We start from the raw sequence: 14136 nt of genomic DNA, 5'->3' as shown, positions 1-14136 counted from the left end.
GTCGGAGGCGTACGGCGGGGAGGGCGGGGGTGCGGAGGTCACGGACGACCAGTGTGGACTGGACCAATTGGCCGAGTCCACACCTTCGCCGCAATGTCTCGTCCCTCAGACGACCCGCAGCAGCAGCACCGTCCGCCCCGGCACCGTGAGGACGTCCCCCGCCCGGTACCGGGTGCCCGGCGCCTGTTCCTGGTCCTCGAGCGAGGTGTCCAGCAGCAGTTCGTACTCCGCCGCCCACGGCGCGCCCGGCAGGGTGAACCGGACCGGGCGGTACGAGCCGTGGAGGACGGCGAGGAAGCTGTCGTCCCGGACCGGCAGCCCGCGCTGGTCGCGGTGCGGGATATCCGCCCCGGACAGGTACATCCCGAGCGTCGAGGTCGCCCCGTGCCAGTCCCCGTCGGTCATCTCCCGCCCCCGCGCGGTGAACCAGGCCAGATCCCGCAGACCGTTGTCGGACTGCGGACGCCCGGAGAAGAAGGCCCTGCGGCGCAGCACCGGGTGCCGTCGGCGCAGCCGCATCAGACGGGCGGTCAGGTCGCGCAGCGCCGCCCAGGCCGGATCCTCCAGCAGCGACCAGTCCATCCAGCCGATCTCGTTGTCCTGGCAGTAGGCGTTGTTGTTGCCGCCCTGGGTGCGCCCGGCCTCGTCCCCCGCGGTGAGCATCGGCACCCCGGTGGACAGCAGCAAGGTGGCGAGCATGTTGCGCAGCTGCCGCCGGCGCAGCGCCGTCACCTGCGGGTCGTCGGTCTCGCCCTCGTGCCCGCAGTTCCAGGAGCGGTTGTCGTTGGTGCCGTCCCGGTTGTCCTCGCCGTTGGCCCCGTTGTGCTTGCTCTCGTAGCTGACCAGGTCGCGCAGGGTGTAGCCGTCGTGCGCGGTGATGAAGTTGACCGAGGCGTACGGGCGGCGGCCGCCCCAGGCGTACAGGTCGCTGGAGCCCGACAGCCGGTAGCCGAGGTCGCGCACATCGTGGTGGGTGCCCCGCCAGAAATCGCGCACCGTGTCGCGGTAGCGGTCGTTCCACTCCGTCCACAACGGCGGGAAGGCGCCCACCTGGTAGCCGCCGGAGCCGACGTCCCACGGCTCGGCGATCAGCTTGACCCGGCGCAGCACCGGGTCCTGGGCGATGACGGCGAGGAAGGGGGAGAGCATGTCGACGTCGTGCATGGAACGGGCCAGCGCCGCCGCCAGGTCGAAGCGGAAGCCGTCGACGCCCATCTCGGTGACCCAGTAGCGCAGCGAGTCGGTGATCAGCCGCAGCACCTGCGGCTGCACGACGTGCAGGGTGTTGCCGCAGCCGGTGTAGTCGGCGTAGCGGCGCGGGTCCGCCTGGAGCCGGTAGTAGCCGCGGTTGTCGATGCCCCGCAGGGACAGGGTCGGGCCCAGTTCGCTGCCCTCGGCGGTGTGGTTGTAGACGACGTCGAGGATCACCTCGATGCCCGCGTCGTGCAGCGCGCGCACCATCCGTTTGAACTCGCCGACCTGCTGCCCGCGGCTCCCGGTGGCGGCGTAGCCGGCGTGCGGGGCGAAGTATCCGACGGAGTTGTAGCCCCAGTAGTTGCGCAGGCCACGGCGCAACAGGTGGTCCTCGTGCGCGAACTGGTGCACCGGCAGCAGCTCGACGGCCGTCACGCCGAGGCCCGCCAGGTACTCCACCGCCGCGGGGTGCGCGAGCCCCGCGTACGTGCCGCGCAGCTCGGGCGGGATGCCGGGGTGGCGCATGGTGAAACCGCGCACATTCAGCTCGTAGATGACGGAGTCGGCCCATGGCGTCTTGGGGCGCCGGTCGTCCACCCAGGAGTCGTCGTCGTCCACCACGACGCCCTTGGGCACGTGCGGGGCCGAGTCGCGGTTGTCGCGCACGGTGTCGGCGACCGCGCGCTCGGGCCAGTCCCGGACGTGGCCGTAGACCTCCGGCGGGAGCGTGAAGTCGCCGTCCACCGCCCGCGCGTACGGGTCGAGCAGCAGCTTGGCCGGATTCCAGCGGGCGCCGGTCCACGGGTCCCAGCGGCCGCCCACGCGGTAGCCGTAGCGGTGGCCCGGCAGGACGCCGGGCACGAAGCCGTGCCAGATCTCATGGGTCAGTTCGGTCAGCGGGATCCTGGTCTCGGCGCCGTCGTCGTCGAACAGGCACAGCTCGACGGATTCGGCACCGCCCGCCCACAGCGCGAAATTGGTGCCCGGCCGCCCGTCCGGGCCGGGATGGAAGCGGGCCCCCAGCGGCTGCGGGCTGCCCGGCCAGACCTCCCGCGCGGGCTCCGGCTCGGCGGCCGCCGGTTCGGAGTGCGGGCGGGGGAGGGGCACGGACAGGGGAGCGATCGGGGGGCCGACCGGGCGCAGCATGCCGGCCCGCTCGGCCGTATCGTCCTGGCGCGTCTCTGACACGTGCTTGCCTCCTGCAGCTCGGGGGACGGCCGGTCCTGGCCGCGCCGGCCAGGACCCTCGCGGCACGGTGTCCCTCCCGTGCGCGCGTTGCGCCCTCCCGCTTTACTTTCCCGTTCCCCGCACGACGTCACACGCTGGACATCCTCCCCGTCCTGAGGGACGGGGATTCCTGGCTCACGTTGGCTGGGGACCAGCGGTCCGCCAGCGCTTGCACGATCGGCACCAGCCGGGTCGAGTCCAGCCCGGACGAGCATCACGCGGGCGGAGTTCTTGTCCCTGGGCGAGACGGCTGCGCACGCGGTGCGGGTGCAGGTACGTTCCGAGAGTGGAAGTGCGTGCCCGGTTCTCGCTCCGCACGCCGCGCAGTCCATGGTGGTGTGCGCGGGATGCACCAGGCGGATGTCCCGCCCGTGCTTGCGGCCCATCTCGATCAGGGCCGTCTTGGCGGCGCCGGCACGTTTCCCCGCGGCCGCCCGGTCGTTGACCCTGCGTGACGACTGCGGTGCGGCGCGCTGTGCGCGCGGGGGTGGGATTGACCGCCGCCATATGGCTGGTCTCGGTGCTGACGGCGTGCGGTCTGGGGTTCGCCCCGGGGGAGGGCGGTGGGGCCGGTGACCAGGCTCCGAAGCTGTCCCGGGCCCAGATCCGGATCACGCCCGGCGACGGGGCGCGCGAGGTGCGTCCCGACGATCCGTTCACCGTGGAGGCGGAGCACGGCCGGCTCACCTCCGTGCGGGTCGCCGACGGCGAGGGGACGGGGATCGACGGCGTGCTGAGCGCCGACCGCACCCGCTGGCAGCCGCGCGACCGCCTGGCGCTGTCGGCGAAGTACACCGTGGACGCGGTAGCGGTGGACGGCGACGGCCGGCGCGCCGCCAAACACGCGGTGTTCACCACCCTTGTCCCCCGGAACACCCTGGTCGGCTACTTCACGCCCGAGGACGGCCAGACCGTGGGCACCGGCATGATCGTGTCCCTGGACTTCAACCGCCCGGTGGCCGACCGCGCGGCCGTCGAGCGCGCCGTCGCCGTCACGTCCGAGCCGGCCGTGGCCGTCGAGCCGCACTGGTTCGGCGACCAGCGCCTGGACTTCCGGCCCCGCTACCGCTGGCAGCCCGGCACCGAGGTCACCCTCGCGCTGCGGCTGCGCGACGTGGAGGCGGCGCCCGAGGTGTACGGGGTGCAGGAGAAGGACGTGCGCTTCACCGTCGGCCGCGACCAGACCAGCGTCGTCGACGCGGCCACCCACACCATGACGGTGCGCCGGGCCGGGCAGGTGTTCCGCGTCCTGCCGGTCTCCGCCGGCGCGCCCGACAACCCGACGTACAACGGCGCCATGGTCGTCTCCGAGAAGCTGCGGCTGACCCGGATGAACGGGGACACCGTCGGCTTCGGCGGCGAGTACGACATCCCGGACGTCCCGCACGCGCTGCGCCTGACCCGCTCGGGCACCTTCGTGCACGGCAGCTACTGGGCGCCGCCCGGCACCTTCGGCTCCGCGAACACCAGCCACGGCTGCGTCGGCCTCTACGACGTGAAGGGCGGCGCGGACGCCACCCCGGCGGGCTGGTTCTTCGACCACACCCTCGTCGGGGACATGGTCACGGTGGTCAACTCCCACGACCGGACCGTCGCCCCGGACAACGGGCTGAGCGGCTGGAACCTGTCCTGGCGGCAGTGGCTGGCCGACGGCTGAACTACCGCTCCGGCAGGGCCCGGTGATCGGGACGGAACGGTGACAATACCGGGACCTGCCGGGCCGCTTTCCTGTGGTTGGCTGACTGAAGAGTGAGGGGGACTCACACGGGCACGGCCGGGCATGGGGAGAAGAGAGTTGAAGGCGATACAGGGAGCGCCGGGCGCCAAGCGCAGCACCTTGGCTCTGGCGATGGGGGCAATGCTGCTGCTCGTCACCGCCTGCGGGGGCAGCGCGAGCGGAGACAGCAAGGACGGCGGCGACAAGGGCGCCAAGCCGGGGGCGTCGGCGTCGCCGGGCGGCGGCACCGGTGACACCACCGAGTCGCAGGCCGTCGTGACGATCGCACCGGAGGACGGCGCGGACGACGTGGCCACCACCGGAGCGCTGAAAGTCAGCGCCGGCAAGGGCAAGCTGACCTCGGTCGTGGTGAAGACGGCCAAGGGCGACCCCGTCGACGGGGAGATATCCGCCGACGGCACCGGCTGGGAGCCCTCGGAGACGCTGGGCGCCTCGACCAAGTACACGGTGGACGCGATAGCCAAGGACGGTTCGGGACGCGAGTCCGCCAAGCACGCGAGCTTCACCACGGTCACCCCGAAGGACACCTTCATCGGCTTTTTCACCCCGGAGGACGGTCAGACGATCGGCACCGGTATGGAGGTCTCCCTCAACTTCAACCGCGCCATCAAGGACAAGAAGGCCGTCGAGAAGGCCATCAAGGTCACCGCGAGCCCGTCCGTTCCCGTCGCCGGCCACTGGTACGGCAACCAGCGCATCGACTTCCGCCCGGAGAAGTACTGGGCGAAGGGCACCAAGGTCACGCTCTCCCTGCGGCTGAACGGCGTCGAGGGCGCGGACGGTGTCTACGGCACCCAGGCCAAGGACGTCCACTACACGGTGGGCCGCAGCCAGGTCAGCATCGTCGACGCCGCCAAGCACACCATGAAGGTCTACCGCGACGGCAAGCTGTTCAAGACCGTCCCGATCACCTCCGGCGGCCCCGGCACGACCACCTACAACGGCAAGATGGTCATCACCGAGCGCTACCCGGTCACCCGCATGAACGGCGACACGGTGGGCTATGGCGGCGAGTACGACATCAAGGACGTGCCGCACGCGCAGCGCCTGACCACCTCGGGCACGTTCATCCACGGCAACTACTGGGCCAGCCCGTCCACCTTCGGCAACGCCAACGTCAGCCACGGCTGCGTCGGTCTGCAGGACGTGCGCGGCGGCAGCAGCAGCAGCCCGTCCGGCTGGTTCTACAACAACTCGATGATCGGTGACGTCGTCGAGGTGAAGAACTCCAAGGACAAGACGGTGCAGTGGTGGAACGGGCTCAACGGCTGGAACATGCCGTGGAGCGAGTGGACCGCCGCCTCCTGACACCGGGTGCCGTGCCCGTGAGGCACGTCGCAGCGTAAACGCGCGTTCACGGATACCCTCGTCGGCCATGACAGTACATCTCGAGGTCGACGAGGGTGTCGGCACCATTCGCCTGGACCGCCCCCCGATGAACGCGCTGGACGTCGCGACGCAGGACCGGCTCCGCGAGGTCGCCGAGGAGGCGGCCCGGCGCGACGACGTCCGCGCCGTGGTGATCTGGGGCGGCGAGAAGGTGTTCGCGGCGGGCGCGGACATCAAGGAAATGCAGGCCATGGACTACGAGGCCATGGCCGTGCGGGCCCGCGCGCTGCAGGACTCCTTCACGGCGGTCGCCCGGATCCCCAAGCCGGTGGTCGCCGCCGTCACGGGGTACGCGCTCGGCGGGGGCTGTGAGCTCGCCCTGTGCGCCGACATCCGGATCGCCGGGGAGAACGCGAAGCTCGGCCAGCCGGAGATCCTGCTCGGCTTGATCCCGGGCGCCGGCGGCACCCAGCGGCTGTCCCGGCTGGTCGGGCCGTCCAAGGCCAAGGACCTCATCTTCACCGGCCGCATGGTGGCGGCCGCCGAGGCGCTGACGATCGGTCTGGTGGACAAGGTGGTCCCCGCCGAGCAGGTGTACACCGAGGCGCGCGCCTGGGCGGAGCGTCTCGCGCGCGGCCCGGCGCTGGCGCTGCGCGCCGCGAAGGAGGCGGTGGACGCCGGCCTGGAGACCGATCTGGAGACCGGCCTGACGATCGAACGCAACCTCTTCGCAGGGCTGTTCGCCACCGAGGACCGGACGACGGGCATGCGCAGCTTCGTCGAGGAGGGTCCCGGCAAGGCGAAGTTCCGTTAGGACCCACCCGGTTGAGTGACCGTCGGAACCGGTCCGGTCGCCTTAAGGCAACCTTAAGCGGACCTTAAGGCGACCTGTGCCGGATGGGTGGAACAGCCGCTGTGACGGTGCGGTTCCCGCAGGTGAAGGGCGTTGCCCGAGATCCACTTTTGCCCTTGACATATGTCAAAACAGCTACTCGGAATATCCCATTCCGCCCGGCCAATTCCCCCGATCCGCCCCGAACCGCCGTCCGGGGCGGTCATCATGAGGGCATGGCGGGGCAGCAGGGAGCATCGGAACAGCCGCAACGGGTGACGATCCCGATTGCGGGACGGCCGCCCACGGCGGCCGACGAACTGGCGGCGACATCCCTCGATCTGGTGGGGAACCCGTCCGTGGACGAGGTGCGTCTCACCTCGCGCCCGGAGTCCGCGGCGACGGCCCGCAGGCTGGCGCTCTCGGTGCTGCGGCTGTGGGGCCTGCCGCAGTTCGACGACGTCGTGGAGTTACTCGTCTCCGAACTCGTCGGCAACGCCGTACGGCACACCGGGGCCCGCACCTTCGGCCTGCGCATGCTGCGCCGCCGCGGCTGGATCCGGGTGGAGGTGCGCGACCCGTCCCGGGCGCTGCCCTGTCTGATGCCGGTGCGCGAGATGGACATCAGCGGCCGCGGGCTCTTCCTGGTGGACAAGCTCGCCGACCGCTGGGGCGTGGATCTGCTGCCGCGCGGAAAGACCACGTGGTTCGAAATGCGCGTCATGGAACGTTGAACGCAAAGTGAACTTCACGCCTGCGTTTGCAAGGTCGGTGGCCCATCTCACGCCCACATCGTGAGGTCTGTGGTGGGGAATGGCGTATAGTCATGACGAAACGACCCCATTGACCCGGCTCGGTCGTTCCAGGACGTCTTGGATCACACCCCTGGTTCCACGACGGATGAGAGGCCCCCGCCCCGCCGAACAACGGCGCGCAGGGGGCCTCTTTTGCATGGGCGGCCGCGGCGGCCGGCGCCGCCGTACGGACACGCCGACGAACGGGTGAGCATCCCCGGTGCCGGGCCGAAGCGGGGTGATCGTGAGCACATGATCACACTGCGTATGCTGCGCCGGCTGAGCGCCGCCGCGCTTCCGCTGGGCGCCCTCGCCCTCCCGTTGTGCGCCACCGCCGACGCCGTCGCCCCCGGGCTCGCCGACGCCGCCGAGTGGTGCCCCCTCGTCCCCGACCGGCTCTACGCGGCGGCGGACGTCGACGTGGACCTCGCCAGGATGCGTCCGGACGAGCCCGCCTGGCGCGCCGACTGCCATGCCCTGTACCGGTCCGACGACCGGCCGCCCGCCGTCGTGTTCAAGGAGGGTCTGCGCCCGGCCGACACGCACGGCCAGTACGACCTGCCGTCCTACGCGCAGCGCGCCCAGCCCGCGCCCTACGTGGAGGCGACGTACGACCGCGAGGCCTACCGCCGGCAGGACACGGCCTACCACTACTGGATCGACGCCCCCGGCGGCATCGACGTCAACGCCACCATCGGCACCCGCACGGTGCGCGCGCCGCAGACGGGCATCGCCTTCCCCGGCGGCATCGCGCGACAGTTCATCGTCAGGGGCTGCCCGGTGGACCGGGCGACCCGGACCGAGATCACCGCCAAGTGCGTGGCCAACCCCTCCTACGCCCCCTGGCGCGGCTGGCCCGCCCCCGCCTGGACCGGCGTGCCGGAGCCGGGTGTCCCGGCCGGGGCGACGGAGCCGACAGGCTGACGGGTCGACACCCCGGAGCGGTGACCGGCCGCGGCCGGTCACCGCTCCCGGGACGAACGCGGGCCCCGCGGGGTCCGGAACCACAGGGGTCCCGGACCCCGCGGGGCCCCTGTCCGGCGGGCGGTCAGCCGCGCCGCAGCACCGTCGTGAGCACCCCGGCCACGGTGGCCTCGGGGTCGTCCACGGCGTCCTCGGCACGCCACGCGACGAAGCCGTCCGGGCGGACCAGGATCGCGCCCCGCGGCGACATGCCGTGCAGGGCGGCCCAGTCCGTGTCGCCCTCCGGGGTCAGGTCGGCATCGGCGGAGTCGCCGAGGCGGTACGCGGCCACCGGTACGCCGAGGCGCGCGCCGGCCGTACGGGCGGCCTCGTGCCATGCCCGGCCCTCGGCGCCGTCACCGCAGAGCAGCACCATGGAGCGCTCGTACAGGTCCAGCGTCGAGCGCCGCTCGCCGTCCTGCGTCGTCGCCCACAGGTGCGGGGCGCGCCCGCCGGGCTCCGCGACCGGGCGGAAGTCCTCCGGGACGACCGGGCGGCCGGAGTCGCCCCCGAGGAACGCGCCCTCGGGGTAACGGTAGCCGAGGGCGACCACGAGGACGCCCTTCTGCGGGCCGCCGCCGGCCGGCGGGGCGTACCCGGGGTGGGCGTGCTCGGCGGAACGGGCCGAGGCCCGCTCGCTGGTCGCCACCGCGACCGGGCGCCGCTCGGCCTCGTAGGTCTCCAGCAGCCCGGGGCCGGCCCAGCCGTCGACGACCGCTGCGAGCTTCCAGGCCAGGTTGTGGGCGTCCTGGATACCGGTGTTGGAGCCGAAGGCGCCGGTCGGGGACATCTCGTGGGCGGAGTCGCCCGCCAGCAGCACCCGGCCGCGGCCGTAGGAGTCCGCGACGCGCTCGGCGGCCCGCCAGGGCGCCCGGCCGGTGATCTCGATCTCCAGATCGGGCACGCCCACCGCGGCGCGGATGTGGGCGATGAGCCGCTGGTCGGTGAAGTCCTCGATCTTCTCGCCGTGTTCGGGGTGCCAGGGGGCGTGGAAGACCCAGTTCTCCTCGTTGTCGACGGGCAGCAGCACCCCGTCGGCCTCGGGGTTGGTCAGATAGCAGGCGATGAAGTACCGGTCGCCGACGGCGTCGGCCAGGCGCTTGGCCCGGAACGTGGCGCTGATGTTGGCGAACAGGTCGCCCCGGCCGCTGTGGCCGATGCCCAGGTGCTCGCGCACGGGGCTGCGCGGGCCGTCGGCGGCGACCAGGTAGTCCGCCCGCACCGTGCGGCGCGCGCCGGTCTCCCGGTCGAGCAATTCGGCGGTGACGCCGTCGCCACCCTGCTCGAAGGAGAGCATCTCGGTGCTGAAGGCGAGCTCGCCGCCCAGCTCGCGGGCGTACTTCAGCAGCACCGGCTCCAGGTCGTTCTGGCTGCACAGGCACCAGCCGCTGGGGCTGATCCCGGCGAGCCGGCCGCCCGGGTCGATGTCCCGGAAGAGCCACTCGGCGTTGTTTGAGGTCAGCGACTCGGCCTGGAGGATGCCGTGGTTGTCGGCGAGTACGGAGGCCGCCTGCCGGATCTTCTGCTCGGCGCCGGCGGTTCGGAACACCTCCATGGTCCGCAGATTGTTGCCGCGGCCGCGGGGGTGGATGGACGTTCCCGGGTGCTTCTCGACGAGGAGGTGCCGGACGCCGAGACGGCCCAGGAAGACTGAGGTGGAGAGCCCTACGAGGGAGCCTCCAACGATGAGGACCGGGACCCGGTCTTCGGCCTGTGGAGTCATAGCTCCCTTGATGCCCGATAACGGAGCGTATTTGCGCCCATCACCCAATCGGATCACATATCTCGCACCGGTTGGGCCACCACAGCACGATCAATGGACGACGGACCTCGGGGTTGCTCGCTCTCGAAAGAGGTGGAATATGACACCCCTGGCCGAAAAGGTCTCGCAGTCCGCGCTCGATGGCACTCGCCTGCGCGTCGTCCTCATGCTGGATGTCGAGGACGGTGCCGAGCAGCGGTTTCTTGACGCGTATGACCAAATGTGCCGCCATGTCGCTGCCGTGCCCGGGCACGTCAGCGACCAGCTTTGCCAGTCGATCGAGAATCCCTCGCAATGGCTGATCACCAGTGAGTGGGACAGTGCGCTGCACTTCCTCGCATGGGTGGACAGCCCGACCCATCTGGAGATGGTGCAGCCGATGCACGGCTGCGTGAAGGACACCCGCTCGCTGCGCTTCGGCGTGCTGCGGGAGACCCGTACCTCGTACGAGCCGGGACTCCTGCAGTCGGTGCCGAGGGTCGGCGACGGGCTGAACCGACACGCCATCACCTTCACCGTGAAGCCCGGCAGCGAGTCGGCGGTCGCCGACATCCTCGCCGGCTACACCTCACCGCAGGCGCAGGTCGACGAGACCACGCGGCTGCACCGCACCTCGCTGTTCATGCACGGCAACCGTGTCGTGCGTGCGGTGGAGGTGGAAGGCGACCTGATCCGGGCGCTGCGCCACGTGGCGCGGCAGCCGGAGGTGCAGGCGGTCGAGGAGGCCATCAACCCCTACCTCGAGGCACACCGCGACCTCAGCGACCCCAGTTCCGCACGGGAGTTCTTCGCCCGCGCGGCACTGCCGGCCGTGCACCACGTCGCCAAGGGCGCCGACCGGCCGGAGACCCTGCGCCGGCACGCCCTGTTCTACCCCGCCAAGGACGGCTGCGGACCCACCGTCGCCAAGATGCTGGCGGCGCAGGACGAACAGGCGGTGGAGGACCAGAAGGGCCCGCTCGCGCGGAGCACCGTCTATCTGCGCGAGGACATCGTCGTCCGACTGATCGACCTGCGTATGCCGGTCGAGGAGGCGCCCCTGATCGCGGTCGGGGCCGCCGGCCGGCACAAGGCGAGCGTGCTCGCCCGACTGCTGGACGTCGGGCCGGACCTGGACGTCTCCAGCGACCTGGGCCTCAAGCGGTTCCTCAACGAGTGCGACATGCGGATGCTCACCGACCGGCGAGCCCCCGTGAACGCGCCCGCGTCCTGACCCACCCCCCACACCCGCCACCGCAACCGGCAGGTACCGGCCGGCCCCGGGTACGCCCAGGGCCGGCCCGGCCGGAGGAGAGAAGCATGGATGACCTGCTGACGAACGACCGGAGCAACCGGGACGTTCCGTTCACCCCGACGATCGTGAATCTCGGCGACACCGCGCCCAACCGCCGCCGCGGCGGCGACCTGAGGGCGATGCTCACCCCGACCGCGGTCGGCGCCACGAGCGGTTTCATGGGCGTGGCGCTCGTGCAGCCCGGCGAGCGGATCGGCGAGCACTACCACCCGTACTCCGAGGAGTTCGTGTACGTGGAGTGCGGCTCCCTGGAGGTCGACCTGGACGGGGTGCCGTGCCCGCTCCGGCCCGAGCAGGGCCTGATGATCCCCCCGTACGTCCGGCACCGGTTCCGCAACGTCGGCAGCACCGAGGCACGGCTCGTCTTCCACCTCGGCCCGCTCGCCCCGCGCCCCGAACTCGGCCACGTCGACACGGAGGCCACCGAGTCCACCGAGGCCACCGGGTCCGTCAGGGGTTGCGACACACACCAGGGCCCGGCGTCATGACCCGCCGGGTGGCGGTCACCGGGGCAGGTGTCGTCGCCCCCGGCGGTGTCGGGGTCCCCGCGTTCTGGGAGCTTCTGACGGCCGGCCGTACGGCGACCCGCGGGATCACGCTCTTCGACGCGACGGGTTTCCGGTCCCGCATAGCCGCCGAGGTCGACTTCGACCCCGCGGCCTGCGGACTGAGCCCGCAGGACACCGAACGCGCCGACCGGTACGTCCAGTTCGCGCTCGTCGCGGCCGCCGAGGCGCTGCGCGACGCCGGACTGGACCTGGACGACGAGGACCCGTGGCGCGTCGGGGTGTCGCTCGGCACCGCCGTCGGCGGCACCACCCGGCTCGAACAGGACTACATACGCGTCAGCGCCTCCGGCGCCCGCTGGGACGTCGACCACACCAAGGCCGGCGCCCATCTCCACCGGGCGTTCGCACCCAGCGCGCTCGCCTCCGAGATAGCCGAGCGGCACGGCGCCCGCGGGCCCGTGCAGACCGTCTCCACCGGCTGCACCTCGGGCCTGGACGCGGTCGGCTACGCCTTCCACACCATCGAGGAGGGACGCGCCGACATCGTCATCGCCGGCGCCTCGGACTCCCCGATATCCCCGATCACGGTGGCCTGCTTCGACGCCATCAAGGCCACCTCGCCCAACAACGACGACCCGGCCCACGCCTCCCGGCCCTTCGACGCCCGGCGCGACGGCTTCGTCATGGGCGAGGGCGGAGCGGTCCTCATCCTGGAGGACCTGGAGCACGCGCGGGCCCGTGGGGCCCGCATCTACTGCGAGATCGGCGGCTACGCCACCTACGGCAACGCCTACCACATGACCGGTCTCACCACCGAGGGCCTGGAGATGTCCGAGGCCATCGACCGCGCCCTGGACCACGCGCGGCTCGACCCCCGGGACGTGGACTACGTCAACGCCCACGGCTCCGGCACCAAGCAGAACGACCGCCACGAGACCGCCGCGGTCAAGCGCTCGCTGGGCCATCACGCCTTCTCCACGCCCATGAGCTCCATCAAGTCCATGGTCGGCCACTCCCTCGGTGCCATCGGCGCGATCGAACTCGCCGCCTGCACCCTCGCCCTCGCCCACGGCGTGGTCCCGCCGACGGCCAACTACGAGACCCCGGACCCCGAGTGCGACCTGGACTACGTCCCGCGCACCGCCCGCGAACTCAAGCTGCGCACCGTGCTGTCCGTCGGCAGCGGTTTCGGCGGCTTCCAGTCCGCGGTGGTCCTCAACCGACCGGAGGGGAGCCAGCGATGAGAACGCAAGCGGTGGTCACCGGCATCGGCGTGGTCGCGCCGAACGGCATCGGTGCCGACGCCTTCTGGAAGGCGACCCAGGAGGGCGTCGCCGTTCTCGACTCGGTCAGCCGCGAGGGCTGCCAGGACCTTCCGCTGCGCGTCGCCGGAGAGGTACGCGGCTTCGACGTCTCCGCGGTCGTCGAGGACCGCTACACCGTCCAGACCGACCGGTTCACCCACTTCGCGATGGCGGCGGCCGACCAGGCGGTGGCCGACTCCGGCCTGCGTCCGGACGAGAACGCCCCGTTCGACATCGGTGTGGTGACCGCGGCCTGCTCCGGCGGCGGCGAGTTCGGCCAGCGCGAACTGCAGCACCTGTGGGGAAAGGGGCCGCACTTCGTCGGCCCCTACCAGTCCATCGCGTGGTTCTACGCGGCGAGTACCGGCCAGATCTCCATCCGCGGCGGATTCAAGGGTCCCTGCGGCGTCGTCGCCAGCGACGAGGCCGGCGGCCTGGACGCCATCGCGCACGCCTGCCGCAACATCACCCGCGGCACCGGCACCCGGGCCGTCGTCGTCGGCGCCGCCGAGGCGCCGCTTGCGCCGTACTCGGGCGTGTGCCAGCTCGGCTACACCGAACTCAGCCTGGAGGCCGAACCCGACCGGGCCTACCTGCCCTTCACCGACCGGGCCCGCGGGTTCGCCCCCGCCGAGGGCGGCGCCATGCTCGTCGTCGAGGACGCCGAGCACGCCGCCCGCCGCGGCGCCGATGTCCGGGCCGTCATCGCCGGGCACGGCGCCACCTTCACCGGGGCCTCCCAGTGGGAGAGGTCCCGCGAGGGCCTGGCCAGGGCGATCCGCGACGCCCTCGCCGAGGCGAGTTGCGCACCCGACGACATCGACGTCGTCTTCGCCGACGCGCTCGGCACCGTCGAGGCCGACCGGGCCGAGGTGCTGGCACTCGGCGACGCACTGGGGCCGTGGGCCGCCCGCGTCCCCGTCACCGCGCCCAAGACCGGCATCGGCCGCGCCTATTGCGGCGCCCCGGTGCTCGATGTGGCCGCCGCCGTGCTCGCCCTGCGGCACGGGGTGATCCCCCCGACCCCCAACGTCACCGACATCTGCCACGACCTCGACCTGGTCACCGGCCGGCCCCGCCCGGCGGACCTGCGCACCGCGCTGGTCCTCAGCCGCGGCCTCATGGGCTCCAACTCGGCCCTCGTGGTCCGGGTGTAGGGCTCGTCCCGTCCATCCAAGGAGAGTGCGCTT

11 protein-coding genes and 1 pseudogene are annotated in these 14136 nt (G+C 71.9%); 9 read left to right on the top strand and 3 right to left on the bottom strand.

The annotated features are described in order from the left end of the window. Positions 1-105: 105 nt before the first annotated feature. Together glgX and RV983_RS12240 are read right to left on the bottom strand one after the other, a co-directional pair. Positions 106-2340 (bottom strand): glycogen debranching protein GlgX, encoded by a 2235-nt coding sequence (gene glgX / locus RV983_RS12245; protein WP_475990295.1) that lies wholly within the window; start codon positions 2338-2340, stop codon positions 106-108. A gap of 203 nt (positions 2341-2543) precedes the next feature. Next, positions 2544-2834: pseudogene (locus tag RV983_RS12240) on the bottom strand (zinc ribbon domain-containing protein); the annotation flags it as partial. Positions 2835-2908: 74 nt separating this feature from the next. On the opposite strand from RV983_RS12240, the gene RV983_RS12235 reads away from it, so the two are divergent. The 5 genes from RV983_RS12235 to RV983_RS12215 all read left to right on the top strand — a co-directional run bounded on the left by RV983_RS12235 (position 2909) and on the right by RV983_RS12215 (position 8038). Then, positions 2909-4078, top strand: a complete 1170-nt coding sequence (locus RV983_RS12235) for a L,D-transpeptidase (protein WP_475985823.1) — start codon at positions 2909-2911, stop codon at positions 4076-4078. A 201-nt stretch (positions 4079-4279) separates the two neighbouring features. Beyond that, entirely contained in the window at positions 4280-5467 is a 1188-nt protein-coding gene (locus RV983_RS12230; protein WP_475990294.1) for a L,D-transpeptidase, read from the top strand. Positions 5468-5534: 67 nt separating this feature from the next. Further along, the gene (locus tag RV983_RS12225; RefSeq protein ID WP_475985822.1) at positions 5535-6302 is read left to right on the top strand and encodes an enoyl-CoA hydratase/isomerase family protein; all 768 of its coding nucleotides are present in this window, start codon (positions 5535-5537) and stop codon (positions 6300-6302) included. Between the two features lie 254 nt (positions 6303-6556). After that, positions 6557-7054, top strand: coding sequence for an ATP-binding protein (locus RV983_RS12220; RefSeq protein ID WP_475985821.1), 498 nt, complete (start codon positions 6557-6559; stop codon positions 7052-7054). Between the two features lie 312 nt (positions 7055-7366). Then, positions 7367-8038 carry a scabin-related ADP-ribosyltransferase gene (locus tag RV983_RS12215; RefSeq protein WP_475985820.1) on the top strand — a complete coding sequence of 224 codons (672 nt, stop codon included), beginning with the start codon at positions 7367-7369 and terminating at the stop codon, positions 8036-8038. A 124-nt stretch (positions 8039-8162) separates the two neighbouring features. Here RV983_RS12215 and RV983_RS12210 read toward each other — a convergent pair whose 3' ends face one another. After that, entirely contained in the window at positions 8163-9800 is a 1638-nt protein-coding gene (locus RV983_RS12210) for an FAD-dependent monooxygenase (protein WP_475985819.1), read from the bottom strand. Between the two features lie 139 nt (positions 9801-9939). Between RV983_RS12210 and RV983_RS12205 the strand changes: the two genes are divergently transcribed. The 4 genes from RV983_RS12205 (at position 9940) to RV983_RS12190 (ending at position 14103) form a co-directional block, all read left to right on the top strand. Continuing rightward, positions 9940-11052, top strand: coding sequence for a SchA/CurD-like domain-containing protein (locus tag RV983_RS12205; RefSeq protein WP_475985818.1), 1113 nt, complete (start codon positions 9940-9942; stop codon positions 11050-11052). 86 nt (positions 11053-11138) lie between these two features. Then, positions 11139-11621 (top strand): cupin domain-containing protein, encoded by a 483-nt coding sequence (locus RV983_RS12200; protein WP_475985817.1) that lies wholly within the window; start codon positions 11139-11141, stop codon positions 11619-11621. Next, positions 11618-12886, top strand: a complete 1269-nt coding sequence (locus RV983_RS12195; protein ID WP_475985816.1) for a beta-ketoacyl-[acyl-carrier-protein] synthase family protein — start codon at positions 11618-11620, stop codon at positions 12884-12886. The genes RV983_RS12200 and RV983_RS12195 overlap by 4 nt, the downstream gene beginning before the upstream one ends. Beyond that, complete coding sequence (locus tag RV983_RS12190) at positions 12883-14103, top strand: ketosynthase chain-length factor (RefSeq protein ID WP_475985815.1); 1221 nt, start codon at positions 12883-12885, stop codon at positions 14101-14103. The genes RV983_RS12195 and RV983_RS12190 overlap by 4 nt, the downstream gene beginning before the upstream one ends. Positions 14104-14136: the final 33 nt, after the last annotated feature.

The organism is Streptomyces sp. RLA123, from assembly GCF_056270165.1.
Note: the sequence above shows the minus strand (reverse complement) of the source record. Positions and strands in the feature narration are given on the sequence as shown.